This is a genomic window from Candidatus Nitrosopumilus sp. (assembly GCF_965223225.1).
Classification (GTDB): domain Archaea; phylum Thermoproteota; class Nitrososphaeria; order Nitrososphaerales; family Nitrosopumilaceae; genus Nitrosopumilus.
The window spans coordinates 361050-387130 of sequence record NZ_CBDCVU010000004.1; the positions used below are offsets into that span (position 1 = coordinate 361050).

33 protein-coding genes and 1 tRNA gene are annotated in these 26081 nt (G+C 32.7%); 15 read left to right on the forward strand and 19 right to left on the reverse strand.

Going from position 1 to position 26081, the window contains the following annotated elements:
• Positions 1-13: 13 nt before the first annotated feature.
• Together hemA and ACOQN3_RS02425 are read right to left on the reverse strand one after the other, a co-directional pair.
• Positions 14-1279 carry a glutamyl-tRNA reductase gene (hemA, locus tag ACOQN3_RS02420; protein WP_420544898.1) on the reverse strand — a complete coding sequence of 422 codons (1266 nt, stop codon included), beginning with the start codon at positions 1277-1279 and terminating at the stop codon, positions 14-16.
• Positions 1276-1929, reverse strand: a complete 654-nt coding sequence (locus tag ACOQN3_RS02425) for a precorrin-2 dehydrogenase/sirohydrochlorin ferrochelatase family protein (protein WP_420544899.1) — start codon at positions 1927-1929, stop codon at positions 1276-1278. Before ACOQN3_RS02425 ends, hemA begins: the two co-directional genes overlap by 4 nt.
• 105 nt (positions 1930-2034) lie before the next feature.
• Between ACOQN3_RS02425 and ACOQN3_RS02430 the strand changes: the two genes are divergently transcribed.
• Entirely contained in the window at positions 2035-3051 is a 1017-nt protein-coding gene (locus ACOQN3_RS02430; protein ID WP_420546583.1) for an Lrp/AsnC family transcriptional regulator, read from the forward strand.
• Here the strand turns inward: ACOQN3_RS02430 and ACOQN3_RS02435 are convergent.
• The 10 genes from ACOQN3_RS02435 to ACOQN3_RS02480 form a co-directional block, all read right to left on the reverse strand.
• Positions 3048-3386, reverse strand: a complete 339-nt coding sequence (locus ACOQN3_RS02435; protein WP_420544900.1) for a hypothetical protein — start codon at positions 3384-3386, stop codon at positions 3048-3050. The genes ACOQN3_RS02430 and ACOQN3_RS02435 overlap by 4 nt on opposite strands.
• Positions 3387-3393: 7 nt before the next feature.
• On the reverse strand, positions 3394-4392 hold the full coding sequence (locus ACOQN3_RS02440) for an aldo/keto reductase (protein WP_420544901.1): 999 nt from the start codon (positions 4390-4392) through the stop codon (positions 3394-3396).
• A gap of 128 nt (positions 4393-4520) precedes the next feature.
• A complete protein-coding gene (locus tag ACOQN3_RS02445) occupies positions 4521-5195 on the reverse strand; it encodes a chlorite dismutase family protein (RefSeq protein ID WP_420544902.1) in 675 nt (224 codons plus the stop codon).
• Between the two features lie 270 nt (positions 5196-5465).
• On the reverse strand, positions 5466-6236 hold the full coding sequence (sufC, locus tag ACOQN3_RS02450) for a Fe-S cluster assembly ATPase SufC (RefSeq protein ID WP_420544903.1): 771 nt from the start codon (positions 6234-6236) through the stop codon (positions 5466-5468).
• Between the two features lie 92 nt (positions 6237-6328).
• Positions 6329-7285, reverse strand: a complete 957-nt coding sequence (locus tag ACOQN3_RS02455; protein ID WP_420544904.1) for a transcription initiation factor IIB — start codon at positions 7283-7285, stop codon at positions 6329-6331.
• On the reverse strand, positions 7282-7530 hold the full coding sequence (locus tag ACOQN3_RS02460) for an H/ACA ribonucleoprotein complex subunit GAR1 (RefSeq protein WP_420544905.1): 249 nt from the start codon (positions 7528-7530) through the stop codon (positions 7282-7284). The genes ACOQN3_RS02455 and ACOQN3_RS02460 overlap by 4 nt, the downstream gene beginning before the upstream one ends.
• 95 nt (positions 7531-7625) lie before the next feature.
• On the reverse strand, positions 7626-7925 hold the full coding sequence (locus ACOQN3_RS02465) for a signal recognition particle subunit SRP19/SEC65 family protein (RefSeq protein ID WP_420544906.1): 300 nt from the start codon (positions 7923-7925) through the stop codon (positions 7626-7628).
• A 1-nt stretch (position 7926) separates the two neighbouring features.
• Positions 7927-8310 (reverse strand): 30S ribosomal protein S8e, encoded by a 384-nt coding sequence (locus tag ACOQN3_RS02470; protein WP_420544907.1) that lies wholly within the window; start codon positions 8308-8310, stop codon positions 7927-7929.
• 58 nt (positions 8311-8368) lie between these two features.
• Positions 8369-8944, reverse strand: a complete 576-nt coding sequence (gene scpB / locus ACOQN3_RS02475; RefSeq protein ID WP_420544908.1) for an SMC-Scp complex subunit ScpB — start codon at positions 8942-8944, stop codon at positions 8369-8371.
• 44 nt (positions 8945-8988) lie between these two features.
• Entirely contained in the window at positions 8989-9666 is a 678-nt protein-coding gene (locus tag ACOQN3_RS02480; RefSeq protein WP_420544909.1) for a chromosome segregation protein ScpA, read from the reverse strand.
• A gap of 94 nt (positions 9667-9760) precedes the next feature.
• Here ACOQN3_RS02480 and ACOQN3_RS02485 point away from each other — a divergent pair, with 94 nt between their 5' ends.
• Positions 9761-10813 carry an alcohol dehydrogenase gene (locus ACOQN3_RS02485; protein WP_420544910.1) on the forward strand — a complete coding sequence of 351 codons (1053 nt, stop codon included), beginning with the start codon at positions 9761-9763 and terminating at the stop codon, positions 10811-10813.
• 72 nt (positions 10814-10885) lie between these two features.
• On the opposite strand, the gene ACOQN3_RS02490 is transcribed toward ACOQN3_RS02485, so the two are convergent.
• Positions 10886-11446: a YkgJ family cysteine cluster protein gene (locus tag ACOQN3_RS02490; protein WP_420544911.1), complete on the reverse strand. Its 561-nt coding sequence runs from the start codon at positions 11444-11446 to the stop codon at positions 10886-10888.
• 102 nt (positions 11447-11548) lie between these two features.
• On the opposite strand from ACOQN3_RS02490, the gene ACOQN3_RS02495 reads away from it, so the two are divergent.
• Both ACOQN3_RS02495 and ACOQN3_RS02500 read left to right on the forward strand, forming a co-directional pair.
• The gene (locus ACOQN3_RS02495) at positions 11549-11860 is read left to right on the forward strand and encodes a translation initiation factor eIF-1A (protein ID WP_420544912.1); all 312 of its coding nucleotides are present in this window, start codon (positions 11549-11551) and stop codon (positions 11858-11860) included.
• A gap of 72 nt (positions 11861-11932) precedes the next feature.
• Positions 11933-12124, forward strand: coding sequence for a cold-shock protein (locus ACOQN3_RS02500; protein WP_420544913.1), 192 nt, complete (start codon positions 11933-11935; stop codon positions 12122-12124).
• 97 nt (positions 12125-12221) lie between these two features.
• Here the strand turns inward: ACOQN3_RS02500 and ACOQN3_RS02505 are convergent.
• Positions 12222-12348 (reverse strand) — tRNA-Tyr (locus tag ACOQN3_RS02505).
• Between the two features lie 108 nt (positions 12349-12456).
• Here ACOQN3_RS02505 and ACOQN3_RS02510 point away from each other — a divergent pair.
• From ACOQN3_RS02510 to ACOQN3_RS02545, 8 genes are all read left to right on the forward strand, one after another.
• The gene (locus ACOQN3_RS02510) at positions 12457-13065 is read left to right on the forward strand and encodes a hypothetical protein (RefSeq protein ID WP_420544914.1); all 609 of its coding nucleotides are present in this window, start codon (positions 12457-12459) and stop codon (positions 13063-13065) included.
• Between the two features lie 232 nt (positions 13066-13297).
• Positions 13298-13708 (forward strand): translation initiation factor IF-5A, encoded by a 411-nt coding sequence (locus tag ACOQN3_RS02515; RefSeq protein WP_420544915.1) that lies wholly within the window; start codon positions 13298-13300, stop codon positions 13706-13708.
• A 272-nt stretch (positions 13709-13980) separates the two neighbouring features.
• Positions 13981-14736, forward strand: coding sequence for a hypothetical protein (locus tag ACOQN3_RS02520; RefSeq protein WP_420544916.1), 756 nt, complete (start codon positions 13981-13983; stop codon positions 14734-14736).
• Between the two features lie 38 nt (positions 14737-14774).
• Entirely contained in the window at positions 14775-15125 is a 351-nt protein-coding gene (locus ACOQN3_RS02525) for a hypothetical protein (protein ID WP_420544917.1), read from the forward strand.
• 601 nt (positions 15126-15726) lie between these two features.
• The gene (locus ACOQN3_RS02530) at positions 15727-16407 is read left to right on the forward strand and encodes a diphthine--ammonia ligase (RefSeq protein WP_420544918.1); all 681 of its coding nucleotides are present in this window, start codon (positions 15727-15729) and stop codon (positions 16405-16407) included.
• A 1-nt stretch (position 16408) separates the two neighbouring features.
• Positions 16409-17734 carry a signal recognition particle receptor subunit alpha gene (locus ACOQN3_RS02535; RefSeq protein WP_420544919.1) on the forward strand — a complete coding sequence of 442 codons (1326 nt, stop codon included), beginning with the start codon at positions 16409-16411 and terminating at the stop codon, positions 17732-17734.
• Between the two features lie 97 nt (positions 17735-17831).
• Positions 17832-18905 carry a tRNA pseudouridine(54/55) synthase Pus10 gene (locus ACOQN3_RS02540; RefSeq protein ID WP_420544920.1) on the forward strand — a complete coding sequence of 358 codons (1074 nt, stop codon included), beginning with the start codon at positions 17832-17834 and terminating at the stop codon, positions 18903-18905.
• A 171-nt stretch (positions 18906-19076) separates the two neighbouring features.
• Positions 19077-19784 carry a hypothetical protein gene (locus ACOQN3_RS02545; RefSeq protein WP_420544921.1) on the forward strand — a complete coding sequence of 236 codons (708 nt, stop codon included), beginning with the start codon at positions 19077-19079 and terminating at the stop codon, positions 19782-19784.
• Between the two features lie 22 nt (positions 19785-19806).
• Here the strand turns inward: ACOQN3_RS02545 and ACOQN3_RS02550 are convergent, their stop codons facing one another.
• Both ACOQN3_RS02550 and ACOQN3_RS02555 read right to left on the reverse strand, forming a co-directional pair.
• Positions 19807-19980, reverse strand: a complete 174-nt coding sequence (locus ACOQN3_RS02550; RefSeq protein ID WP_420544922.1) for a 30S ribosomal protein S27ae — start codon at positions 19978-19980, stop codon at positions 19807-19809.
• Positions 19980-20369: a hypothetical protein gene (locus tag ACOQN3_RS02555; RefSeq protein ID WP_420544923.1), complete on the reverse strand. Its 390-nt coding sequence runs from the start codon at positions 20367-20369 to the stop codon at positions 19980-19982. The genes ACOQN3_RS02550 and ACOQN3_RS02555 overlap by 1 nt, the downstream gene beginning before the upstream one ends.
• A gap of 83 nt (positions 20370-20452) precedes the next feature.
• Between ACOQN3_RS02555 and ACOQN3_RS02560 the strand changes: the two genes are divergently transcribed.
• Positions 20453-21013, forward strand: a complete 561-nt coding sequence (locus ACOQN3_RS02560; protein ID WP_420544924.1) for a DUF309 domain-containing protein — start codon at positions 20453-20455, stop codon at positions 21011-21013.
• On the opposite strand, the gene ACOQN3_RS02565 is transcribed toward ACOQN3_RS02560, so the two are convergent.
• Positions 20997-22283, reverse strand: coding sequence for an alkaline phosphatase family protein (locus ACOQN3_RS02565; RefSeq protein WP_420544925.1), 1287 nt, complete (start codon positions 22281-22283; stop codon positions 20997-20999). The genes ACOQN3_RS02560 and ACOQN3_RS02565 overlap by 17 nt on opposite strands.
• Before the next feature lie 217 nt (positions 22284-22500).
• Between ACOQN3_RS02565 and ACOQN3_RS02570 the strand changes: the two genes are divergently transcribed.
• Positions 22501-23517: an HIT domain-containing protein gene (locus ACOQN3_RS02570; RefSeq protein WP_420546584.1), complete on the forward strand. Its 1017-nt coding sequence runs from the start codon at positions 22501-22503 to the stop codon at positions 23515-23517.
• Between the two features lie 41 nt (positions 23518-23558).
• Complete coding sequence (locus tag ACOQN3_RS02575; RefSeq protein ID WP_420544926.1) at positions 23559-23999, forward strand: hypothetical protein; 441 nt, start codon at positions 23559-23561, stop codon at positions 23997-23999.
• Here the strand turns inward: ACOQN3_RS02575 and ACOQN3_RS02580 are convergent.
• Together ACOQN3_RS02580 and thiD are read right to left on the reverse strand one after the other, a co-directional pair.
• Positions 23996-24436, reverse strand: coding sequence for a GNAT family N-acetyltransferase (locus ACOQN3_RS02580; protein ID WP_420544927.1), 441 nt, complete (start codon positions 24434-24436; stop codon positions 23996-23998). The two genes, ACOQN3_RS02575 and ACOQN3_RS02580, sit on opposite strands and share 4 nt — an antisense overlap.
• A 65-nt stretch (positions 24437-24501) precedes the next feature.
• On the reverse strand, positions 24502-25803 hold the full coding sequence (gene thiD / locus ACOQN3_RS02585) for a bifunctional hydroxymethylpyrimidine kinase/phosphomethylpyrimidine kinase (protein ID WP_420544928.1): 1302 nt from the start codon (positions 25801-25803) through the stop codon (positions 24502-24504).
• Positions 25804-26081: the final 278 nt, after the last annotated feature.

Below are 26081 nucleotides of genomic sequence, written 5' to 3' on the forward strand. Positions count from 1 at the left end.
CTAAAATATAATCCTAGTCTGCAGCATCCTGTTTTTTATAGTCAAACAATTTTGTGGCCAAATTTACCAAGTCTGATTTTTCCTGTTCTGAGGCTTTTCTAATATTGTTCATTGGAGTTGAAACGATGCTTTCTACTACTGCCTTTGTTAATTCATCTATAATCTTTATTTTTTTCTCATCTTTTTCATCAAGCATATGTAATGCTTTTCTTAGTTCTTTTTCTCTCAAACTTTCGATGTTTTTGAAAACTTCCTTTACAAGTGGTTCAGCATCCAATCTTTTCATTGAGGCTTCTAATATCATTACTTCTTCATTAATAATATTTTCAACTTCTTTCACTTTGTTTTGTCTTGCATTCATGTTTTTCTCAACAATTTCTGCAATTTGATCTAGATTCATCAACTTAACCCCTCTGATTGTTGCTACTTTTTCATCAACTGTTCTTGGGTTAGATAGATCCAAAATCATTATTCCTTTATTCTTGTCTTTCATTGCATTCGTGATCTTTTCTTCTGTTACCAGAAAATATGGTGCAGTTGTTGCTACAAATATGACATCATATTTATCAAATCTCGTAAGGATATCTTCAAATTTGATTGGGTTTCCTCCCATTGTTTCACAAAACATGCGTGATCTACTTATGGTTCTACTGGTGACATCAAAGCTGTATCCTCTCCTGTTTAATGACTTTGCAACTAAAGTTGACACTTCTCCTGTTCCAATCAATAATGTTTTCTTGGTTTTTAATTCATCCACATTTTCTTCAGCAAGTTTGACTGCCATTGAGCCTACTGAAATGCCTCCTTTTCCAATCCCACTAGAATTTCTAATCCTTGCACCTATTCTGATTGCTTTATCAAACAATGTGTTGAGATGTTGACCTGATGCTTTTGTTTCTCTTGCAGATGTTATAGAATTTTTTATTTGACCTAAAATCTGCTCTTCTCCTAGCACCATTGAATCCAATCCTGATGTTAATTTTAACAAATGATGAAAGGCATCTTTGTTTTCAACAAATTCTATGTTTTCATTAAATATCTCTTCTTCAAGTCCTGTTAATGATGCCCATGTTTTTTTAATCTTATTTGGATCATGATATTTTGATTTTCCAAATAATTCGATTCTATTACATGTCTGGATAATTACACACTCGTCCAATCCAGAGTGTTTTTTGAATTGATCATATGCATTATCCATATCCTTTATTGTAAATTGTTCTAAAACATGAATTGGTGAATTTCGAAAGGTTACACGTGCATTTACAATATTTTGACTCATTTCCAATCTCTCATCATCGATATGGCTCGATTTTCAGCTTTTTTGAATTTGCCGTCTTTTATTAATTGATCAATTTCATTGTTTTTCATTATGCTTTCCATGTATCTTTTTCTTTGTTTTTGACTAGAAATTACATTTTTTACTACTTTTCTTATTTTTTTGTGAATTTTTGCTTGACCTATGTCTTCTTTTGTAATTGTTTTTTTGAATATTTCCTCTGATTTTTCTTTAATTTTTTTTGCTATGATTGGGCTACTGCCTCCTGTAAATATTGCGATCTTTATTATGTCTTCAAAATCCATTATTGCAGGATTTGAAAAATCACTGTTATCTGGATTATCTGAACTATATACAAGAATTTTTCTTTTTTTTGCAGCATTGATGATTTTTTGATTTAGTTCTTTGTTATCTGTAGTTGTTATGATTATGTCTGGTTTGTATTCTGCAATAAATTGTAAATTTGTAATTTTTTGTTTTTTAATTACTATCTTCTTTGTTTTTGCTATATTTTTTATCTGTTCGCTAATGGTTTCGCTAATGATGATAATCTCACATTGCTCTTTTATTATTGATCTGATTCGCTTTAGAGCTTCTTTTCCTCCACCTATCACTAGAATTTTTTTCTGATTAATGATAAGATCTACTATCATCGATCAAGAAGTTTTCAGTTTCTATTTATGTATTAAAAAATTTCAGGCTCAATTTACTAGCTACATTTTTAATTGAATCTATCAGTCAGAATTCGTATGACTTCTATGGACGAATTGGACAAAGAGCTTTTAAATGAAATTCAATGGACCTTTCCTTTAGTAACTAGGCCTTTTGATGCTATTGCAAAAAAATTTGATGTCAGTCCTGAGACCGTGAAAACCAGGTTGAATCATCTAAAAGAAATCGGTGTTTTAAGACAATTAAGTGCCATTTTTGATACTAGAAAGCTTGGTTATTCTAGTTCTTTGGTTGCCATGGAGATAGAACCCGATAAACTAGAGTTTATTGCAAATCAAATTAATCGGCACCCTGGCGTAAGTCATAACTATGAACGTGATCACCAATTCAACTTGTGGTTTACGTTAGCTGTTCCTCCTGGGTCAGATCTTCAAACCGAATTGAAAAAGTTTGATGTGCTTGAAGGAATAAAGAAAGTAAGAATGCTTCCAACTTTACAATTGTTTAAGATAGGTGTGAAGTTAGATATGATTGAAGATAAGAAACATGAAGTAGCTCCGACTGAAGAAAAAAAAGAAATTAAAAATGTTAAATTTAATCCAACTGAAGAAGACAAAGAGTTCATACGTGAACTACAAAAAGACATGAGTATTATTGATGAACCTTTCGTAAAGGCGGCAAACAATCTTGGAATTACTGAAGATGAGCTATTTTCAAAAATGAAATATTATGAAAATATTGGCGTGATGAGACGCTTTGCTGCAATTTTGAGACATCGTCAAGTAGGTTTTACTGCAAATGGTATGATTGTTTGGAAAGTTCCTGAAGATCGTATTGCTGAAGTTGGAGAAAAATTAGGATCATTTCCTCAAATAAGTCATTGTTACCAAAGACCAACATATCCTGATTGGCCATACAATGTTTTTTCTATGATTCACTGTAAAACCCAGGATGAAGCAAATGATATGGCAAAGACAATTCAAGATCAAATACATGTAGATGATTTCAGAATTCTTTTCAGCTCTCGTGAATTCAAGAAAACTCGGGTTGAATATTTTGTAGGGAGTTCTTTTACACTGGAAGAAACCGTTTCTGTTTCCTAAAATTCATTTTCGTCGTGACCTACAACATGAATAGTGCAAAAATACTGGTCATTCATGTTACAATAGTATGATGATCTTTGATCACAAATGTGACAAGTAGGTTTGTAGTCTTGTTCGGATAGTTTTGAGTGATATATTTTACTTCTATTTGATATGCTTGAGTCCTTATAGATTCTTGTCATATTTGTATAGTATCTATGTTCAGCAGGATTTAGAGGCTGATTTTTTTTTATTTTGTTAATTATGTTTTGCCATTTTTTATATTCTCCAATTTTTGCAAGTTGCATTCTTTCTGCTATTTCTAATGTTTTTTTTGAATCTATGGGTGAATTCATTTGTAGACTAGCTAGCTTGAGTTGTGGCTTTTAATTCGTATGCAGGCCAAGTGTTGTACAAATCATCTATTTCCTTCATGTCTGATGCAGGTATGTACTCTCCTTTTGTCATGTCTACATAATTGATGATTTCTTCTTCACTTACCACCGTGGGGAAAACGGATGCAAATCCTTTCTTTGTCATAATGAATTTCATGGATAATTCTGTAATTGTAAGTCCATTTCTATCTGCAATTGGTCTTAGTTGTTCTACTTTTTCTAATGATGCTTTTATCCATTCTCTTTTTCTGACGGATCTGTGATCATTTTCATCAATTTTAGTATCTGCATTTACTTTTCCTGTGAGTATTCCTGATGCTTCTGGAACTCTTACCAAGATTCCTACATCTTTTTCCTCGGCTTTTTTGAACAATTCGTTACCTGGAGTCTGTTCTAAAATATTGTACACTGTTTGAACTGCACTGATATTTTTTCTATCCATAGCTTCAATTCCTTCTTGGGTCCACCCTATTGCTGGTCCTAAAGCAACTTGATATGTTCGAATTGAATTATCTTGAATAAAACTATCTAAAACATTGAAAATTGAATCATCTCTTATGTGGTTTAGTTTTGGATTGTGTAATCCATACATGTCTAGATAGTTTGTTTGTAATCTTTCTAGACTGCCTCTTAATGCTTTTCTTGTAAAATCTTCATCAAATTTTTGTGGTAGTTCGCTATGTCCGATTTGTTCCACCTTTGAAAAATCATAACCGTATTTTGTTGATATGACTATTTCTTCTCTCATGTCTTTGAATACTTCGCCGATTAATTTCTCGCTTTTTCCTTTCCCATACATGTCTCCTGTTTCAAAGAAATTAATTCCTACATCATATGCTTTTTTTAACATTCTTTTTGCTTCATCTTCTTCTATTTTTTTACCCCACCAATCTAAGGCAATAGACCATGCGCCAAATCCTAATTCTGAAACTTTGATATCTGTTTTCCCTAATTTGTTATAATTCATTTTTTTCATCTCTATGATTATCTATTTTGCTTATATTCTACGATTTATTCATTTATGTTTATCCAAGATTTGCATTGCTGATATTCAATTTTTGAGACTAATCGACAAGTTTTGTGTTTTTAAATTCTCTATCCTAAACTAGAAATTAATGGAACAATGTCTTTTTTAACACATACTATCATTGGGATGTCATTTTTTACATATGTTGATACTTGCGTCTCTCTTAAATCCATGATTAAATCCTGAAAATCTCTGATATCGTCTACTTCAAATGCGAGCATGAAATCTTCGTCATGAATTCCAAAAGAATATGTCGTGTTGAGTACTATCTGTGGATATTTTTTACTTACTTCTATGTGCTCATCCATTATTTCTTGACGCTTCTCTTTTGGCAAGAGATACCATTCTCTTGTTTTTGTAAAAGGATATACTATGACGTGTTTTTTGGGTTCACTACCTGTTACAAATCCGTGAGGCTTTTGTTCTTTAACATAAATTGATGGTCTAGTACATGACAAAAATGTCATCGATGGAATAATGTATTTTCCAAACACTGTTTTGTATAACTTTTCAATTGCTACTTGTATTTCTTCTACTGATTTTGCTGAAAACCAAAACAAAAAATCTGCATCATCTCTTAAGCCTAAATTTGAATATGATCTAAACATTATTCCTGAATTTTTTATTATGTTCTCCACTTCTTTTGCTGATTCTTCTTTTGCTAAGTCTGCCATCCATCTCCATTTTGGATCTACTTTGAAAAATGAGAAATTAAAAAAATATTGTTCATTATTTTCTGACATGCTTTCTTCAATTTAGAACCCTATTTAAATAAAAAACTCAATTTTCTGATCTAAAACTTTACTCTTTTCTGGAGATTCTTCTGTTGTGATTTGTTCTAAATATGAAATGATGATCTATGGATTCTTTTACTGAATTTTTAATTGCTTATCTCTTCTTACTTGATTTTGTTAATTGGTTTACTTTTCTCACATCTCTAAAAGTTTAGAAAACTTTGACGTGATTTTATAAATCACATTTGTATGTAAAGGGATTTGTTATGGGGTTTTTTATTATGCAGTTTGTTCTAATACCCAATCGTATCCTTCTTTCTCTAATTTGTCTGCCAGAGATGCATCTCCTGTTTTTAGGACTTGCCCTTTGGCAAAGACATGAACAAAATCTAATTTGTCTAAGAATTTGAGAATTCTGGCGTAGTGGGTAATCACAATTACTGTTGCTTCTTTTCCTGAGACTTGACTGATTGCTTTGGCAACAGCTTGAACTGCATCTATATCTAAGCCTGAATCTGGTTCATCTAATATTGAAATTTTTGGTTTGAGTACTGCCATTTGCAAAACTTCTGCTCGTTTCTTTTCTCCTCCTGAAAAACCTTCATTGAGATATCTCGATAAAAATTCCTCTTTTAGACCTACTTTTTCTAAATTTTCTTTCAAATACTTTTGAAATTCTCTGACTGTGATGAATACTTCTCTGTCGTCTCCTTCAAGTGCCTTACTTAATGAATTGTATGCTGTTCTCAAGAAGTGAGAAAAACCGACACCCGCAACTTCAGTTGGGTATTGAAAGCCCAAAAACAATCCTTTCTTTGCTCTCTCATCAGCCGTTAAATCTAGAATGCTCTCTCCGTCTAATAGAATATCTCCTTTTGTAACTTCATATTTTGGGTGTGCAAGTAATGTATAAGCTAACGTACTTTTTCCAGATCCATTTGGACCCATGATGGCGTGAACTTCTCCTGGACCTGTTTTGAGATTTACTCCTTTCAAAATTTCTTTACCTTCTCTTGTAACATGAAGATCTTTTATTTCTAAAACTGCCATGGTCGATTTTGTTATGTTTCTATATATAATACAGGCGAAATTTAGCTAATCCTAATGAGTTGCTAATAATAAAATGAAAGGGGGAGTTGTGGTTAGATTCTAGCCAATGATGGTCTTAAAGTTATTTTGAGTTTGTAGCAAGTCAGGATTTCTTTGCATCTGTTTCTAATTGTAACTTCTGTTACTCCTGCTATGTTTGAAACATCTCTTTGAAGCACATTTTGTCCTAGTAAAACTGATGCAACATACAGATATGCTGCAGCTATTCCATTAGGTGCTTTTCCATCAGCTATACTGCTGTCTTTAGTTTTTTCTGCAATTTCTAATGCTAATCTCTCAACTCTTACTTCTGTTTGTGTCATGTTTGCGATTTTTGATATGTATTTGTCCATGGTGACAACTGGTGCTGTTAATTGACCCATTTCCATTACCATGGTTCTATAATATCTAGCTGCAAGTTTTGTTTTTGATTTTACATCCTTTGGGGCGCAGATTCCTTTACAAATCTCTTCTAATGATCTTACTACATCGCATTGTTTGCAAGCCATGTATATTGTAGCTGCAGTGATACTTGCTACTGATTTGCCTTTTACTTCTATATGCTCGTCCAAATTTCGATAGATCATAGAAGCTGTTTCTAACACATTTTTTGAAAGACTTAGGCTATCACAAGTTTCACCCATTTTAGATAAAACATTGGCTAGTCTCCTTTCTCTAGGTGATGAAACTCGAACTCTTTGTTGCCATTTTCTCAAGTTTTGCATTTGATTTGCGACTTCGTGATTAATTGATTTTCCACTAAAGTCTTTTGCACTGATTGAAATTTCAGTTGTTATTCCCAAATCGTGTTGTGAATATGTTGTTTGGCCTGTTGCTCTTGCAAGCTTTGCTTTGTCTTCGAGATTTGAACTAATTATTTCTGGACCACAATCTGCAATCTGATCTGCGACTACAACGCCACATCCTGAACAGATTATTTCACCATTCTGTATGTCATCTACTAATGTTGATTGACATTCAGGGCAGTTTTGTTTTTCTAATACGTTCATTTTTTTCGTCTCCTGTTTTTCTTTTTTGTGTTTGCAGGAGAATTATCATCGGCAAAAACATTTTTTCCTATGTATTTTTTTATGTTGTTTGTTAATGGACTTGCTGATGCAAATGGTCTCCTTACTGGACCAATTAGTTCCATTACTTTTGCAACTCTAGTTCCTTTGGCATCTGTGAGTATTTGTCCTTCAACTAATTCTTTAGATAGTTGAATGATTACCCTACCGCTTCCGGCTAGGTGCATTATTTCGCCTACCTCCTGCAATTAAGAAGGATAATCATGATATTGTTTTCATAGACTTCTGTCAAATTTACTTTAGCTAAGAGCTATATTTGATCTCACTTTGATTGTTTGACTCTTTTTGATACTAGTTTTTCGGAAATTTTGTTAATTATTTTTGTCTTAGGGGATCCTTTTGGCAATACTATATACCCTGATCTTACAAAAGGTCTTCTTGGAAATCTCACTTTGTCGTTTGATTCTGTAATTTTGAATCCTGCAGATTTTGTGGCATCTTCTAATTCTTTTAAAGATGGATCAAAAACGCATTTTTCTAACCCGATTCTCCTGCCTTTTGATTTTTTCAAATTCTTATTAAAATAATCCAACCAGATTACGATATGTTCGTAATCTTTCATTTTATTCCTTAAGTAATATTGCGTTTACTATACCGTTTTGACCAGGTTTGGATACTACTCTACATTTGCCTTCTTCTGTTTCTAAGATGGCTCCCTTTGTGATTATTCCTCGTCTTTTGTAATCGTTGTTTGTACTGTTTTCTAATACTTTGAGAATTTTAGATTTTTTTACTTTTGATTCGCCTGTAGCTAAATTTACAAAATCAATTGTTTTCAAAGATGTTTTTCTATTGTTTCCACGCACTCTTCTAGTTATTGTAACTTGAGCTCCATTAACCGCTTCGTTAGGATATCTATCCGTTTCATACTTTCTTCTTATTCTAAGCGGATGTCTTCTACCTCCAGTTGTTTTACTGGTAGCTAGATTTTCTACGGATTTTCTCACAAAAAGTTGTCTATTTCACTCTAATTTATACAAAACGCAAAAAACTGTGCTTGCTAAACTAATTTTTCTGTAATTGACTAACTTGAATATCTGTTTGTTTCATTCGCGCGGTTTTTCTTACTTTTGAAAAAAGTCTTTGTTTAAGATCTTCTACATCTCCTTGAATTCCAAAATATTTCTGAAATTTTTCTGTTGTTGTGTAGATCTTTAATCTCCCAACATTTTGATGGTTGATGAAATCCAACTGTCTTAATTCTTTAAGATGTGCATAAACCCCAGATCCTCTTGTTTCTACTAATTGTTTAGATGATATTGGTTGCATGTATGCAATATATGATAGTGTTTTGAGTGTGGCATTTGGAAGTATCGGTTTTGATGCATATCTTTTAACCGTAGAACTGTATTCTGGTTTTAATTGAAATACATATGTTCCATCTGGCAACTTGATTATTTCAATTGCTTTGAACGCTGTCTTTGTTTTTTTTATTATGTTTTCTAGTAACTGCATAGTTTTAGTCCTTGATTCCGTGCCTGATGCTCTGATTAAATCTTCTACTCTCAGAGGTCTTCCTGCTGAATATAATGCAGCCTCTATCCTTGCTGTTGCCTCTACTTCATCTTCGATTTTTACCATTGTATCCTCTTTTGAATTTTAATTGAATTAATTTCTCCATGAGTTTAATTTTTTATTTCTTCTTTTTTGATTGTAATTTTGATATCGTCTGATATTTGCTCAAGGTCCACTTTTTGATCTCTTGCCAAAAACAATGATGCAAAGAAACATCTGATCGAATCAATTTCATCTAACTCTGCAATAATGTCTTGAAGTAAACCAAAACCTTTTGAAGAAATTTTCTTCAATATCAAATCTTCATATTTCCCTATAATACTTTCAAGAGAAATAAAATATTCTTGAAAATCTGGAACATCCACCGGTTCTATTTCTAATTGGTTATTTCTTCTTGATCTTGGATTAGCAATAGATCCAATCAAATTTTGTAACAATCCTAATAGATCATCTAGTGAAACTGGATATGTGGATTCATGTCTGTATGGGATATCAATTAGATCAATATCTACATCTGTTCTTCTCTGTATCTGCTTCTTTTCCATTGCTGCTTTTTGTAATGCAAAAATACTCTCTACTTTCATTCTGTAAATTAAGGATGAAGATAATGCTGCCATTCCTGCAACTTTGAGATCCTTTTTACCTGATTTTTCTAAAATTTTTATTAATAAATTTAAAATCTCTATGAGATTAATTTCCCAAACATCTTTTTTCACCACAGATGAGGGGCTAAATAGAATATTCACGGGTTCTTGAGAAATACTATTTGGAGCATATGTCTCGTTCACATAATTGGTATTTTATCATCTGATAATATCTAAAGGCTCTATTTTTTTCTCACTTCCAGTCAACTCTTATATTGTTATAATGAAGAAAATAATCATGAAATCTGCAAAAATTACCGGTCCAAATGAACCTCTTGTAGTATCTGATTTTGATAATCCTGAACCTCAAAACAACCAAGTTCTAGTTAAAGTAAAATCAGTTGGTGTCTGTCATAGTGATCTACATCTGTGGGAAGGTGGATACGACCTAGGTGATGGTCAATTCATGAAAGTTACTGATAGAGGCGTAAAATATCCTGTTACTCCGGGACATGAAATTGTTGGAACTGTTGAAAAAATTGGCAGTAATGTTTCTGATGTTAAATTAGGTGATGAAGTTTTAGTTTTTCCTTGGATAGGGTGTGGTGACTGTCCTGCATGTAAAGTAGGAAATGAAAATTTGTGCGATACTCCAAAATCTATGGGTGTATTTCAAGATGGAGGTTACTCTGATTATGCTCTGATTCCTGATTCAAAGTATCTTGCACTTCTTGATGGGGTTAATCCTGATTCTGCTACCTCACTTGCATGTTCTGGTTTAACAGCTTATACTGCTATCAAAAAATCTAACCAAAACTCACCTGAGTTTCTTGTTATTGTTGGTGCCGGTGGACTGGGATTAATGGGAGTTCAAATCGCAAAAGCTATTACAAATGCAAAAATAATTTGTGTTGACTTAGACGATAAAAAATTGGAAACTGCAAAAGAAATGGGGGCAGATTATATTCTTAATTCCAAAGATCCTGAAACTGCACAAAAAATCATTTCAATCTGTAATGGTAAAGGAGCTGATAGTGTTGTGGATTTTGTAAATGCTCCTCCTACTGCTAAGTTGGACCTTGCAGTGTTGAGAAAGCGAGGAAATCTGATACTCGTTGGGTTGTTTGGAGGTTCTATTGAACTATCTTTGGTTACTATTCCTCTAAAGTCTATTATTATACAAGGTGCATACACTGGAAACTATGATGACATGGTTGAGCTTCTTGATCTTGCCAGAAAAGGAATTATTGATCCTGTAATCTCTAAAAGATATACTCTTGATGAAGCAAATAATGCATTAGAAGATCTTAAAGCACGTAAAATTGTAGGTCGTGCTGTAATAAACCCATAATCTATAATTTGTAAAATTTAGACCATATCTTTTACATTTTATTTTATTTGTTTTTTATTGAATTTGCTAATGTTATTGTTCTAAAATCCAACCTTGTTTGATTTCATTCATGTCATCTTTTTCTCCAATTTTTGTGGCAAACCTCCATACCTTTGAAAAATTTCCAGACATTTTTTCTTTGATTTGTACAAGTGATTCTATCTCAGAATTTAAATTCCCATCGGCTTTTTGATGCTCTTTGCAAAACTTACATTTTTCATCTAATGTGATTGGCTCTGATTCAATAACTGGATAAGCTCTACAAGCCAACGGTCTTTCATCATAAATCATACATGGAAATCCTCCATGTGTGGATTTTGCACCACTCTCTATATCCAAAAAAGGACACCTGTTGCCATTACTCTCAACTCCCATTAGTTGATGAGCCAATATCTTTGGCATTTCTTCTTCTGATTCTGAAATTCCAATTCTGGGAAGTATGGTTATTTTTAGCTTTTTTTCTTCAGCTAATCTTTCTATTCTTCTCTTCTCTTCAGGAAGTAACAGCACACCTATTTTTCCAAATTTTTTATTGGGATAATACTCTCTTTCAATGCAACACTGAGCACATTCTTCAATACACCTAAAATCCACATGTTGATTTTTTCCTTACTTGATAAAATCTCTTTTGTAACTGAATGCCATGATGGCCTGCAAAAACCTATGAGTTATATGGTTATGATATGAATAAGAAATATGGGTAAACGCCAAGTAAAAAGTGAAAGTGCACTTAAAGAAATTCGACTACCTGAAGAAGGAGAACTTTTTGGTAGAGTGCTAAAAATGCTCGGTGGAGAAAATGTGTTGATCAAATGTGATGATAACGTTACCCGAAGAGGACGTATTAGAGGAAAATTAAAACGAAGAGTTTGGATCAGGGATAATGATATTGTCATTATCGCCCCTTGGGATTTTAAGGATAGTGAACGAGGTGATATAGTTTGGAGATTTACCTTGCCTCAGGTAGAATGGCTCAAGGAAAATAATCATATTCCAAAAGATTTCTAAATTTCACGAAACCTTCTGTCTGTTTGGTCTGACGACTTACTTAATATAGTCAGTAAATCATTGCCAAATTAAATGGAACAAGGTACCGTAAAATGGTTTAACCGTACTAAGGGCTTTGGTTTTATCGAAAGAGAATCTGGTGACGATCTATTTGTTCACAAATCAGATGTTGATGGATTCATCAATGAAGGAGATAAAGTCGAGTTTGAAGTTGGTGAAGGTAGAAAAGGACCAGCAGCTCAAAAAGTCAAGAAATCAGATTAGACAATAAATTTTTTAATTTAAGACTTCATCTTTGTTTTCTTAAATTAGTCTATCTTTTTATTATTTTTATAATTTTATTTAATTTTGAGGTATATTGTGGTCCCAAGCGAAGGAATTGAACCTTCGACAACCCGGTTTCTGTATGCCTGATATGCTGTTATTCGGTCAGCCATCTTAAGCCAACAACTACAGCCGGAAGCTCTACCAGGCTGAGCTAGCTTGGGACAAAAAAATGACGATCTATGCTATTAAAAAACTATCGTCAAGAACTATGTGAAAATATGTTCAAATTCAGTATAAGCATAAATACCCTTCAGAGTTTTTGATGACTTGTGTCTGAGTTAGAATTATCTTATTCAGGTTATGTTTTAGCTCCATATTTGCATAATCACGACTCTATTGATCTTAAAGATTCTTGGATGAATTCTGAAAATATTAAAAAATTGTTTTTTGTTACTGGAACCTTTTCAAATGAAAGCAAACCCTATTTTTCAGATTCTGTTAATCATTATCTTTTGGCAAAATTCAAAGATAGCTCAATTGTCTCAAAAGATCTGTTAGGCCACAATCAAGATAAAACATCTTTTATTTTTAACATTAAGGATGATCTTTTTGAAAGAGAAGTTAATGGTGAAACAAATTTTATTTCTGTCTATTATCTTGAGTATGGGGAAGAAGATGACCTTTATGAAATTGCAAATTTGTTACTGAGACGAGATAAAATTGAAAAAGCAGGATCTGGGAATATGAAAACCTTTTGTCTTACTCCTTCTAAATTCACTTTCCCCTATTCTGAAGATATTGTTGTAATTGAGGTTGCAAGTGAAAAGAGTTACCAGAGCGTAAAGAAATATTGTGACCAAACCAGACGTGATGTTAACAGAAAAGGACTAACTCTTACTAACTTAGTGAGCCTATCTATTTTAGAACATCTTAAATAAAAAAATCATTTTTCAATTTAAGATGATATAATATGTCTTGATTTAGTTTTGATGTTTGAAACTAGATTGATTTTTTATTTTCTTTTCTATGAAACTGGTTGTGGTTGAAAGCTGTTTCTAGTTTAACAATTTTTTTTAAGTAAAATTCTATTTTTTTTAATTTTCTTCCATCTGTTTTTGTCCTTTTTTTATGTGCGTAGAAGTTAAATATTCGACTAAAACCTGATTTTTCATGAGTAAACCTGCTGATCTTGGATCTTTAAAAATTGGTTCTTACATTTTGTTGCCTCACTCTGACCAACCAAGTGGCGAACCTTGTAGAATCGTTGAATATGATACATCCAAACCTGGAAAACATGGTGCTGCAAAAGCTAGAATTGTAGGTGAGGGAATTTTTGATGGACAAAAAAGACCACATGTTGGACCTGTCAGTATGCAAATTCACGTTCCAATGATTAACAAAAAAGTTGGCCAAATTATATCTATTAATGGCGATACAGTTCAGGTAATGGATTCTGAAACTTTTGAGACTTTAGATGTAACTCTAATTGATGATGAAGTTAAAGGCAAGTTAGAAAATGGCCAGAATGTTGAATATTGGGTTGTAATGGATAAAACCAAAATCATGAGAATTAAAAATTAAACTTGTTTTTCACTTTAAACCTGTTTTTTTAAAATTTTTTCATTTTAATTTATGTCATTTATTTAATACTGCAGGTCCTATTGTGGAAATACTCCTCTGAAAATTTATTAACACCTTTTGAATATTTTTCATTTTTTATTCTTCTTCATTCTTTATGCGTTGAAAATTATACAAGGTATGGCATGTATTATTTGAACATGTCATATTTTTATTTCATAATGACTTGATACTTTTATGTCCTTTTCTTTGTTTAAAGTTTCGTTAAAAAAATATTGAATATTAGAATCAAAACAATTGCATATCTTCTCCTGTCTGGATTTTTACTTAAGGCCGGTTTTACTGGAGTTGCATTTACTGCTGGAGGAACTCCTGGATGTGGTATGTTTGATATCAAAGCGGGTTGTGAATTGGGTGGTTGGATGCATCTTATTTTAGGTGATATAGTAATTGGTGCACTACTTGCAATATTTCTGCATATTTTGGCTCATCGTAGTAACATAAAACTTGAAAATAATGCCAAAACTATTCAAAAAATTATTGAAATGCAAGAAGAACAAAGAAATCGAAGGAAAGATTATTCTGTTTTTAATTTGAAAAATTTATTCACTCATATGCTCCACATTTTAGGTCAAGTTAACAAATCTGCATTAAATTTTAATTCTGTTTTTGATCAGGATATTGATCAAAAAGAAAGGCAATGGAGGCAAGAAATACTGAGAAAAGAAATTCAAAATGAAGAAAATCGATTAGCACGAGTAATTGATACTACTAGAAACAATCTACTTGCTGTAAATGATGTATTAGAACCAGAGATTGTAAATCAAATAGAGGGCGTGTGTATGTATCTAAGTGAAATCAAATTAGAGGTTTCTTCTTTTAATCGAATTTCTTTTCCAAAATATCAAACAAGCAAAAAGAAAATAAAATACGTGATTGAAAAACTCAATACATATACTATAGAATCACATTCTTTTAGAAAATTAAACGAAGAAGAATTTCAGGTATATGAAACAAACTCAAAATCATAGAAAAATCTTAAATTCGATGACAAAGGAAAAAAATGAGAATGGCTGAATCTTCTACTAATCAACGGGAATATAGAAAAGCATTTGGTCAATTGGCATCTACAAAAACTCAACGAATTGATACATTAAAGCCCCTTGAAATCGAATTAGACACTCAAGAGGATGTTGCAGGAGGAATTCATACTATAGATTTTGAAAAAAGTGACACTATGATTAAGCAGTCTGGTATGTATTTGATTATAGCTGCACCACAAGTTGGCAAAGCAAAGGGTACCCGAAGCCGTTGGATTGATTTCTGGGTACGAGTAAATAATGTAGATGTCCCACACTCAAACATCCGAAGAGTGATACTGATTCTCAAGAAAAAGATGTTATTCCCCTTAATGTGGTGATGCCATTAAATCGAGGGGATGCTCTAAACATAATGATGTCTGGGGAAACTGAGGATGAAGGATTGGGAATTGAGGCAATTGAACCGGATGGTGAACCTGCAATACCTAGCATTATTGTTACTATTCTTCAATTGGATTAGATATCAAATCTGAATCATCTCTGGCTAAGATCAGTTACAAGATCTAACTGTATCTGTTTTTATAATTAATGTTGATGTGGCTTCATTTTTACCCAAAAATAATCCTAATTGTATTTCCTTTTAATTCAACAATTTTGATAATTGATTTCACAAATTCATAACTTCAAAAAATTTTCATCAATGTGAACATTTGAATTATTTTTTTAGAACTGGTGTTTACATCATCTTCAATTAAATAATGATATTACATTTTATAATTAATGACAATGATGACTTTATCGACACAATACAAATATGATGTGCCATCTAACCGTATGACTAAAATCATACGCATTGATAATTAACTTTGATGCTGATGATGAGCGGAAAAGCCGTCTGATTTTTGATGAGGATTATGAGTAATGAGGCATCTTGATTCAACAAATGATTTACTGTTTGTTGAATCTAGTATTTTGTAAATCATGAATGTCGCCGCTCTTTATTCTGGAGGCAAAGATAGTACATACTCTATCTATCTTGCAAAAAAACAAGGACACAAAGTTTTATGTCTGTTGACACTATTTCCTAAATCTGAGGAAAGTCATTTACTTCATCATCCAAATATTTCATGGACCTCATTACAATCTAAATCAATGAACATCCCTCAACTATCAATTTCATCTAACTCTGATAATACTGCTGAAGAAGTATCTTTATTAGAAAAATTGTTGAGAATCGCAAAAAACAAGTTTCCAATTGAAGGAATTGTTCATGGTGGAATTAAAAGTAAATTTCAAAAGGAAAAGTTCAATTCACTATGTTCAAGTTTAAATCTGACCTCTATTACTCCTTTGTGGGATCTACCTCCCGAACGATACATGCTTGATTTACTTAATTCAAATTTTATTTTTATCATCACCTCTGTTTCTTCTGGCGGCCTTGATGATACGTGGTTAGGAAAGACTATTGCAAAACCTGACATTGAAATATTAAAAAATTTGTCTAGTAAATTTGGTTTTAATCTAAATTTTGAAGGAGGCGAAGCTGAAACATTCGTGATTGACTGTCCTCTTTTTTCTAATCCTATAGAAATTAACAGATCGGTGAAAGAATGGGATGGTTATAGAGGAAGGTTTGAAATAGTAGATGCAAATTTGAAATGACATGCTTGATGGTCTTAAAAATAGTTTAGGTGCTGCAATAAAAAAAATTGTTAAATCTTCTGGCATAGATGAAGAACTCATCAAAGATCTTTCAAAGGATGTTCAACGGGCTTTATTGCAATCTGATGTAAACGTTAGGCTAGTTCTTGAAATAACAAAACAACTTGAAGAGCGAGCACTTAATGAGACTCCCCCTCCTGGACTTTCACGCAAAGATCACATTGTGAAAATATTGTATGATGAATTGTCTAAATTACTTGGAAATGAGTCTGATTTTGATTTTCAACCTGGAAAACAAAATAAAATAATTTTACTTGGAATTCAGGGAAGTGGAAAAACAACTGTTGCCTCCAAGCTTGCCAGATTTTTAACCCGTCAGGGTTACAAAGTGGGAGTTGTTGGTGCAGATACATATCGACCTGGTGCCTTGGTCCAGCTTCGAACAATGTGTGAAAAGTCCAATGTTGAGGTATATGGTGAAGAAAACAATAAAGATTCTCCTAGTATTGTAAAAAATGGATTAAAATATTTCAAAGAACAACCTTTGGATGTAATTTTAATTGATACAGCTGGACGTCACAAAGAAGAACAAGATCTTTTAGAAGAAATGGATAGGATCAATAAAGTGTCGGATCCTGATTTATCTCTACTTGTGATTGATGGAACAATTGGTCAACAATGTTTCAATCAAGCTGAGGCTTTTCACAAAACAATTCCTGTGGGTGGTGTTATTATCACTAAATTGGATAGTTCTGCTAAAGGCGGAGGTGCCCTTGCTGCTTCTGCTGCTACTGGAGCTCAAATAATGTACATTGGTACTGGAGAAAGAATAGATGATTTGGAGAAGTTTTCTCCTACTCGGTTTGTAGGACGTTTACTTGGAATGGGTGATATCCAAGCAGTTTTGGATTTAGCAAAACGTCTGGAAAATGAAGGTGATGACGTACGAATGAAAAGAATCTCTAGTGGGAAAATGAATATGGATGATTTCTTTTATCAATTAGAGGAAGTAACCAAGGTGGGTTCTCTGAAGGGATTTCTCGAAAATATGCCTGGTTTTTCTGGCATGGTAAAAGATGATCAATTAAACCAAATGGAAGATAGAGTTTCAAAATGGCGCTACATAATTCAAAGTATGACTAAGGGAGAAAAAGCTGATCCTGATCTTCTTAACTCATCTCGTATCAAAAGAATTGCTCGTGGTTCTGGTTGGCCGGAAGGTGAAGTTAAAGAATTAATAAAAAATTATAAAAATTCTAAAAATGTTATGAAAGCTTCCAAAGGAAGGCAAATGCAAGGAACCCTTAGAAGAATGGGATTGGGTTAAATTTCCGACCTAAAAATTCATTGTATTGTCTATTTACCAAAAAATTACTCCAACTGCAAATAAAATTTTAAAAAATCATAGCTTATGTAATCATTGCTTGGGACGATTGTTTTCTAAACAATTAGGACTTAAATCAAATAAGATTCTTGGAAAAAAATTACAAAATAATCTCAAGAGTAATACAAAATGTTTTATCTGCAAAAATTTGTTTGACTCTATAAACTCTTTTTTGAATTTGATGGTTGATTCATCTGATGGTTATGTTTTTTCGACATTTAATGTGGGGACAATTATCAAACCTTCAATTGCAGATAGGGATGATTATATCCGTTCCAAGTATAAACTCAGAGGGATAGATGCGATAAAAACAGATGTTACGCGCGAGTTAGGTAAAATATTTTCTAAAAAGACCAAAAAAACTATTGATGTTTTAGATCCTGATGTTGTTTTTACAATAAATATCAAAGAATCCTCGTGTGCCATTCGTTCAAAACCTATCACATTGTTTGGCAGATATGTGAAAAAAACTAGAAATTTTGCCCAAAAACAACCCTCTTGCACAAATTGCTCTGGTAAAGGTTGTCGTATGTGTAATTTTCATGGAATAGATCAGTTCAATAGTATTGAAGGAAAAATATCTCAATTTTTGTTTGATCAAATAGGTGGAACTATTGCAAAATTTACTTGGATTGGTGGTGAGGATAAAACTAGTCTTGTTTTGGGTAAAGGACGGCCCTTTTTTGTCAAAATACAAAATCCCCTTAAAAGAAATGTTAAATCAAGTTCTACATCTTTTGAATCCCTAAAAATTAAGAATCTTAAAGTCGTTCAGGAATCTCCAAAACAACCGTTAAAATTTATTTCATCAATAAAATTATCTATTATCTCTGAATCCCAGATCGAACACGAATATCTGCAAAAGTTAGAAAATCTACTCCTTGTTCCTATTGTGGTCTATGAAAAGTCTGGCAAACGCTTTGAAAAAAAAATTTTCAAATTAGGTTATTCTCAGATTTCTAAGAATGAATTCACTTTGTTGATTGATGCTGAAGGTGGATTACCAATTAAAAGACTTGTAACTGGTGATAATGTAAATCCCAATGTTTCTGATACTCTTGAAACTCATTGCAAGTGTGTTGAATTTGATATTCTTGATGTGGTTTTGCAATGATAACAATTAACTATCACTAAGTTTTGTAACTTTTCATGCCATTGAGAAAAAAAGGTAAACATCAAAGACATGCTGACCAAAGAGCTGAAACACGTAGAAAAAAGCAAGCAAAGGCTGGAAAACCTAGATCCTGATCTTTTTTAATTATGTTTATAATTTTAGGTGATTTGCTTGGATCCACTTGTACGTTTAAAACATGCACATGATCAAGGGATTATCCCAGATAGCATTTTTGATCTGGTCGTAAAACGATTTCCAATTACTGTATCTGGGATCAATCGGATAGAAAAAGCATCTGGGTTTCAGTACCCTGTAGCATACGTTGAACCATCTCTGGTAATTTCTTCCTCTCAATCTGATTCGTATGAATATGGAATTTTGTTTGCAAGAACAATTCCGGTATTATTTGAAGACAAATTTCAGGTCGTAATCCAAATTTCGGCTCCGCTTGTAGCATATGGTCTTAAAGGTACCATTCATGCAATTTTGGCCCATGAGTTTTTACACTTCTTAGAATTGATGAGAAAGATTTCTAAAATGGACCTAGTCTCTGATGAAATTTCTGGAAATCTATTTGAGAATATGTATAGCGATGAAACAAGATTGTTTGAACCAAGAGCTGTATTTAATGATCGTACTTTACTAAACCATATCACAAAAAAATTTCCAGCAGGTTTTCGTGATTATAAACTTGAAGACAAAGTTACAAAATTTTGGACTAATCTTAATTTGCCTACTACTAATATCTCTCTGGATGAGAATACTGTGAAACTGTCTGCTGACTCTTTATCAAAAATTCAGTTAGATCCTGAGTTTATTTCTAAAATAGACAAACTATCTGAAAAATCATCTAAAATTCGTAAAAAAAGATTATACTGATTATATTTTCTTATTGCAATTTCTATTGATTAAACTCAGTTAATCCACATTTTCCACATGTGTGTCTGTCTTTGTGCTCAGACATGAAAACTCCTTTTCCACATCGTGAACAAATTTTTCTAATTCTTGAAACTTTGTCTCCTTCTATTTTGAAATATTTGTATACATTTGGACTAGATCCTTTTTTTCCTGCCATTATTCTGATTTCTCCTCATTCTTTTCTTCTGTATTTGCTTCTACTTCCGTTCCTTTTTTTGTCTCAGATCCTTCTCCTTCTTTTGCTTCATCTTCTTGTTGTTTTGCCTTTGTTTTTTCTAGTCTTGAAAATATTGTTGGATTGACATGTTTCTTGGCCAAGTTTTCATCTTCATAGATGTAAAATACACCTGTTACTGTTGGCTTTCCTACATGTGTTCTGAGTCGCATTGGAATTACTGTTTTTCCTTCTAATTTGAATTCCTTTGTTATCATATCTATTGCTTCTATTTTTTTTAGCTTCCCTGCTAAACCTGCAAAATCACATGTGATTTCTCGCCTTGAGAGAAATGTGTTATTGATATCTGTGACTGTACTGATAATAGACATGTATCCAAAATCCTTTTGATATTTCATATAAACCTTGATTGTACATACAGAAGAAATTTATGAAATTCGCTCATAATGTACCTATGGAACGCTATATGATCCATCTAAAAAATGATCGATATACGCCTGAACATTCACGAGATGTAGTATATTATGCCAGAGATCTTGTGGCTGATCTTAATGCCTCTGTAAGAGTTGCAAGAATTGCCAGTAATTTTGTGGAATTAGACGTTTCTGTAGAACCCGAAAAACTTGATTTACTTGTCCAAAAGTTGTCTCCGATTGGACCTGTAGATAACATTAGACATGTATTTGAAGAAGAAATTGAAAAGGAACAAGGGATTGTTGATGGTATTTTTTATTTTAATACAGAACGGTTTTGGGAAAGCCATGAAGCCTTTGAAGGGGTCTGGAAAAAATGCTTTGGAAGAGAAAAAGAACTAGTCCAAGGAATTATTTTGATAGCTGTGGCATTTGCACACGCTCAAAGAAATGAAGTTAGAGTTGGTCTTGGTATGTTGGGGAGAGCCATGGAAAAACTAGGTGATTCTCCATCTGTTTATCATTCAATTGATGTTGACAGGATTCGAAATAAAACTATTCAAATGCAACAAACCAATAATTTGTCTATGTTTGAGATTTAATTATCTCTAAAGACTTGGTAATTACTTCTGCACCTTGAAGTAGTCCTATCTTTCCTTTCTTTGCTTGTTCTTCAGTCATCCTTGTTGTACCATCATTTTCAATAAAATTTCCTGATACCAGCAGCGGAACTGGGTCATCACTATGTCCTTTGTTAATACATGGTGTTGAATGATCCGCAGAAATAATTATTGCCACTTTATCTGAATCGATATTTTCTAGAAGCGTTTTGAAAAATCTCTGATCAATTTCTTCGATATTTTTCATCTTGCCAATAGCATCTCCATCATGACCAAATTCATCTGGTCCTTTGAGATGAACGTATATTGCATTTTCAGTTTCCATTGCTTTTGCAGCAACTTTTGCTTTTTCTTCATAATCTGTTAGACCTCCTGCTTCAAAGGCTCTCATTTTGAGTACTTCAGAAATTCCCAATTCTACTGGCATGTCTACTATGCATGAAAAATTCATTTCATATCTTTCGTTTATTGGAACAACTTTTGGATATTTGTTTCCTGCATCTCTGAGTAATATGCAACTAAGTTCTTTCTTGCCCTGTTCTGTCCTTTTTTTGTTAATGCTGCTTTCTCTCAAAATCTTAATGGATTGCTCTGAAAATTCATTTACTATTTTTGAGGTAGCCTTTGCATCTTCAGTTTCTTCTAATGCTGTACAACTTTCAACCTTAAGTTCATTGCCTACTTCTTTTGCTACTCCCATTCCTCCTATGTTGCTATAGGCAGGATCTGTATTGGTAATCCTTGAAGATAATTTCTCTGATTTTGTTCTGATTCTCACAGTTACTCTGTGTCCAATTGTTGGTGAAACTACAACTGAAGTTTCAGGATTTGAAAATTTTATTTTCTCCTCGATTTCTTTTGCAACGCCTAATGCATCTTCTTTTTCAATATGTCTTCCTGCTCTTCTATCAATTATTATGTCCTTATCATTTAATGTCGAAAAATTACCTCGTAATGCCAAATCTCCATCTTTAAAATCAATGCCAATTCCTATGGCTTCGATAACTCCTCTACCTGCATAATCAGCATGATCGAATTTGTATCCTAACATATTGAATACTGCAATGTCTGATTCCGGCGCAATTCCTTTTCCAACTGATATTACTTCTCCTATAGTTCCATTAGATGCAATCTTGTCTAAAGATGGTGTATTTGCAGCTTCTAGTGGCGTTTTACCATCTAAATCTGGATGTGGAAGGTCTCCTACTCCATCTAATAGAACGTATACTAAATGAACATCTGAATTATTCATGATTACTTGTTATGTCAAACTTGTACCTTCCTTTAAATCTTGCATCTATATATTCCGATCAAAATCATAAAAAGAATTTCTTATGTTCTTATATTCTTAACAAAATTTCACAAAACTAAATTTTCTAAATAAGTATTTTTTTCTTCATTCCTTTGTTTTTTGTTTATTGTTGGATCTTAGTAAACATTTTAACAGACATCGACTTCCAATAACCATTATGGGTGATATGCGCAAAGATTATGTTTCTGAGCGTTTCATGATAGTTTCTAAAAAAAATGAAAAAATTACTAATCCAAAAAAATCTCCTTATTCTCCAGGTAATGAATCTATGACAAATCCTTCTGTTTTATCTTTGGTTGCAAAAGGTGGTATGTTGCAGCGTCTTCAAGATAATGAAGATGAATATGTTGAAGGTTGGTCTATCCGAGTTTTTGAAAGCAAAAATCCTATTGTTTCAGTAGATACTGAAAACTCATACAGTGACAGACCCTTTTACAGTGAACCTGCTTATGGTTATCACTATATCGTAGTTGCATCTCCTAATCAAAAAGATACTTTTGCAACAATTGATTCTGAACAATGGTCGAACCTTCTAGTCGTTGTACAGGATCGATTGAGGTGGCTTTATACTCAAAAGGGAGTCACTTATGTATCCATTTATGCAGATCAAGGCGAATTAGCTGGTAGTGATAATCCTCATCCTCATTTGAACATACTTACTTTCTCTACTATTCCTCCAGTTATTGATGCTGAAACAGAAGCTTCTCATAAGATCTTAAATGAGAAGGGAGTTTGCCCAATGTGCCAGACAGTGAATGAAGAAGTTGGCGGTCCTAGACAAGTTCTTCAAACTGAAGGTTTTGTAGCCTTTTGTCCTTGGTCTCCTTCTTATCCTTATGAGTTTTGGATTTCTCCAAAAAAACACACTACTAGTTTTTCAAAAATTACTCAAAAAGAAATTAATGACTTATCTTTAATTCTGAGAGCAACGCTTGGTGGTCTGTCAAAAACTATCAAAAATGTTTCATATAATTTGGTTTTTCATCTGTCTCCTGAAAAGAAAAACAGTAGACAGATTCATTGGCATATTGAAATATATCCAATTACAAAGCTATGGTCTGGTCTTGAACGTGGATATGGTATTTTCTTAAATGATATATCTCCTGAAAAAGCAGCTGAGAAACTTGGTGCATCTTGCAGAAAAGAATTGGCTAATCTTGTAGGTATTATCTAATTTTTGAATGGTTTATTTATTAACTAAAACCAGATATTTTCATGGCACTTGAAAAATGGCTTGCCGTTACTAGTATTGGACTTTTTGCAATGTTTGCAGGGGAAATGATCTCTGTTTACTATTTTATGAGTGATGTTCCTGAAGATTTTGAATACGCTCAATCGTTTTCAGCTGATCCAAAAATTTTGCAGTTCATATCTATTGGTGTGGCTCCTGCAGGAGTTTTTGCTGCTGTAGCGTTTATTATGTCTAAACAATATGGCTCGAAAACTATTGGTTCAATGATTGTTGGTGGCGGAGTCGTTCTATTGGTTGGAATGTTTGTCTGCTATTCTCTGATAGAAAATATTGATGAATCCTATGTTACTGATGCTTTACAAAATGTTCCTTTGTTATTCATGGGTTTGTCTATTCCTGTTATGGTTGTTGGTTTTTCTTTGTTCAAAGAGAAGAAGAAAAGACCTAAAAAAGAATATTACTAAAGTTTATGATCATATCTTAATTCATTTGCAGTATGCTTGAACCCTAATTTTTCATAAAATATCTTTACATCATCAGTGCAGTCTAGAATTGTTTTATAGCATCCTCTTTTTTCTGCAATGTTGAGAAGGTATTTCATAATTTTCTGACCTATTTTCTTTCCGTGGTATTTTTCATTTACTACTACGTCCTCTATATGGCCTACCAATCCTCCATTATGGATAAATTTTGTTTCAATCAAAAGTGTTGTAGATCCTACAATTTTACCATCTAGTTCTGCTACTGCAATAATGTGATCTTCATTAGAATTAATTTTTTTAAAAATTTGCTTTGCTTTATCTTTGTCTATGTCACTTGCCATCCGTAATGAATCAAGTGATGTCAGAAATCCGTTCCATAGATCTTCCTCTCTTAATTCTCTGATTATAGGTTCACTCATTGTTGATTTCTCTTTGTATCTGAGCGTATTGTTGATATATTTTATCTTTGTTGGTAATCATTTGGTCAAACTATGATTGAAATTTTCTTTAGAACGTCTTGCGGATCATTCCCATATACTATAATCATTGGTTCTTTACCAAAATCCCCTTTGTGATATATGATATCTGGTGGTTTTTCTAAATTTTTTATGGCGGTTTTTGTACCCCATTCTATTGTTGAACCTTTATCCTTTACTTTTTTAGGTTCTTGTGTTCTGTCATATTCGGCAATTTTCATCCCTGATTTTTCAATTTTTTTAATTATTGTTTTTTGATATTTTAGATTTATTGCAGAATGAGTGTTGGGAAATTTTTTGTTAAATTCCAACAAGGCTGTTGCTACATGTTTTGAACCTCCGTATTCTAGATTTCCAGCAACTGTGACTTCTTTTCCTGTTTTTACAATTCTTCCTGATATTCCTAAAATCTCATCTGTTGAAATTGGTTTTGCTTTTGTGAAGACAAAGTTTGTTTGGCACTCTGGGATATTTTTATAAATATTTTTGATCTCTGTAAATTCTTCTATTGCTTTTGTTAATTCTAATTTCAATGGGTCTTCTTTTCTGATATTTGTAATCATTGCAACGCCTTTGCCGATTTGTTCTGCATTTTTTATTCCATATCTTGTTTCTTTATTTGCGAATTTTGCTGAAATTTTAATATCTTTATTCTTTACAAAAGAAAATAAAACAAAAGCAGAATGACTGCATCCACTTCCGTGATTTGTGGAATTAATTTTATTATTTGAAATAAAAAATTCTGCATTTTTTCCAACAACTATGTCTGTGATTTTATCTCTCTTGGTTTCTACTCCTGTAATTATCACATTTTCTGCTCCATTTTCCTGGATTCTTTTTGCAGCCTTTAACGCAGATTGTTTTGATTTAATTTTGATGTTTGTTAGTATGCTTGCCTCTGATTGATTTGGTGTGATTATTGTTGCCAATGGAATTATAAATTTTTTAAAATCTTGAATTGCGGAATCTTTGATTAACCTACCTTCTGTAGTTGATTTGATTACTGGGTCTACTACTATTGGGATCTTTAATTTTTTTAATTCTTTGTGCAATACTTTGATTATCTGAGAATCAAACACCATTCCGATTTTTATTCCATCTATCTTAAAATCTGAAAAAATAGTTTTTAATTGGTTCTTTACCATTTTTGGGGATACTGGTTCTATTGCTTCAAAATTTGCTGTATTCTGACTTGTTATGGCAGTAATTGCTGTTAGAGGATATGCCTTGAGTGACGAAAATATTTTTACATCGCTCTGAATTCCTGCACCTGAAGAAGGATCTGATCCTCCTATTGTGAGTAAATTCATGTCATTTTACTATTCATTTTACTAATCTATTTTTCTTTCATCTTTGATTTCTGAGAGTTCTATTTTTCAAAAGCGGTTTTATATCATTATTTTTTGATTATGTTAATGAAAAAAATTCCTCTCTCTGATTCATCTATCCGGGAACTAAAATGCACAACTTGTCTGTTGCCCCTTCAATATCAAACAAAAAAACATGACAAATTTCTTTGGCAATGCTTCAAATGTGGAAAACAATTTCTAGTTTCGGGAAATAATGAATATTCTATAGATGAAAGTTG

What these genes read in the sequence shown, in the direction of transcription:
- hemA (WP_420544898.1), bottom strand. Translation starts at nt 1,279, where the DNA reads ATGAGTCAAAATATTGTAAATGCACGTGTAACCTTTCGAAATTCACCA.
- ACOQN3_RS02425 (WP_420544899.1), bottom strand. Translation starts at nt 1,929, where the DNA reads ATGATAGTAGATCTTATCATTAATCAGAAAAAAATTCTAGTGATAGGT.
- ACOQN3_RS02430 (WP_420546583.1), top strand. Translation starts at nt 2,035, where the DNA reads ATGGACGAATTGGACAAAGAGCTTTTAAATGAAATTCAATGGACCTTT.
- ACOQN3_RS02435 (WP_420544900.1), bottom strand. Translation starts at nt 3,386, where the DNA reads ATGAATTCACCCATAGATTCAAAAAAAACATTAGAAATAGCAGAAAGA.
- ACOQN3_RS02440 (WP_420544901.1), bottom strand. Translation starts at nt 4,392, where the DNA reads ATGAATTATAACAAATTAGGGAAAACAGATATCAAAGTTTCAGAATTA.
- ACOQN3_RS02445 (WP_420544902.1), bottom strand. Translation starts at nt 5,195, where the DNA reads ATGTCAGAAAATAATGAACAATATTTTTTTAATTTCTCATTTTTCAAA.
- sufC (WP_420544903.1), bottom strand. Translation starts at nt 6,236, where the DNA reads ATGGCAGTTTTAGAAATAAAAGATCTTCATGTTACAAGAGAAGGTAAA.
- ACOQN3_RS02455 (WP_420544904.1), bottom strand. Translation starts at nt 7,285, where the DNA reads ATGAACGTATTAGAAAAACAAAACTGCCCTGAATGTCAATCAACATTA.
- ACOQN3_RS02460 (WP_420544905.1), bottom strand. Translation starts at nt 7,530, where the DNA reads ATGCACCTAGCCGGAAGCGGTAGGGTAATCATTCAACTATCTAAAGAA.
- ACOQN3_RS02465 (WP_420544906.1), bottom strand. Translation starts at nt 7,925, where the DNA reads ATGAAAGATTACGAACATATCGTAATCTGGTTGGATTATTTTAATAAG.
- scpB (WP_420544908.1), bottom strand. Translation starts at nt 8,944, where the DNA reads ATGGTAAAAATCGAAGATGAAGTAGAGGCAACAGCAAGGATAGAGGCT.
- ACOQN3_RS02485 (WP_420544910.1), top strand. Translation starts at nt 9,761, where the DNA reads ATGAAATCTGCAAAAATTACCGGTCCAAATGAACCTCTTGTAGTATCT.
- ACOQN3_RS02495 (WP_420544912.1), top strand. Translation starts at nt 11,549, where the DNA reads ATGGGTAAACGCCAAGTAAAAAGTGAAAGTGCACTTAAAGAAATTCGA.
- ACOQN3_RS02500 (WP_420544913.1), top strand. Translation starts at nt 11,933, where the DNA reads ATGGAACAAGGTACCGTAAAATGGTTTAACCGTACTAAGGGCTTTGGT.
- ACOQN3_RS02515 (WP_420544915.1), top strand. Translation starts at nt 13,298, where the DNA reads ATGAGTAAACCTGCTGATCTTGGATCTTTAAAAATTGGTTCTTACATT.
- ACOQN3_RS02525 (WP_420544917.1), top strand. Translation starts at nt 14,775, where the DNA reads ATGGCTGAATCTTCTACTAATCAACGGGAATATAGAAAAGCATTTGGT.
- ACOQN3_RS02530 (WP_420544918.1), top strand. Translation starts at nt 15,727, where the DNA reads ATGAATGTCGCCGCTCTTTATTCTGGAGGCAAAGATAGTACATACTCT.
- ACOQN3_RS02535 (WP_420544919.1), top strand. Translation starts at nt 16,409, where the DNA reads ATGCTTGATGGTCTTAAAAATAGTTTAGGTGCTGCAATAAAAAAAATT.
- ACOQN3_RS02550 (WP_420544922.1), bottom strand. Translation starts at nt 19,980, where the DNA reads ATGGCAGGAAAAAAAGGATCTAGTCCAAATGTATACAAATATTTCAAA.
- ACOQN3_RS02555 (WP_420544923.1), bottom strand. Translation starts at nt 20,369, where the DNA reads ATGTCTATTATCAGTACAGTCACAGATATCAATAACACATTTCTCTCA.
- ACOQN3_RS02560 (WP_420544924.1), top strand. Translation starts at nt 20,453, where the DNA reads ATGGAACGCTATATGATCCATCTAAAAAATGATCGATATACGCCTGAA.
- ACOQN3_RS02565 (WP_420544925.1), bottom strand. Translation starts at nt 22,283, where the DNA reads ATGAATAATTCAGATGTTCATTTAGTATACGTTCTATTAGATGGAGTA.
- ACOQN3_RS02570 (WP_420546584.1), top strand. Translation starts at nt 22,501, where the DNA reads ATGGGTGATATGCGCAAAGATTATGTTTCTGAGCGTTTCATGATAGTT.
- ACOQN3_RS02575 (WP_420544926.1), top strand. Translation starts at nt 23,559, where the DNA reads ATGGCACTTGAAAAATGGCTTGCCGTTACTAGTATTGGACTTTTTGCA.
- ACOQN3_RS02580 (WP_420544927.1), bottom strand. Translation starts at nt 24,436, where the DNA reads ATGAGTGAACCTATAATCAGAGAATTAAGAGAGGAAGATCTATGGAAC.
- thiD (WP_420544928.1), bottom strand. Translation starts at nt 25,803, where the DNA reads ATGAATTTACTCACAATAGGAGGATCAGATCCTTCTTCAGGTGCAGGA.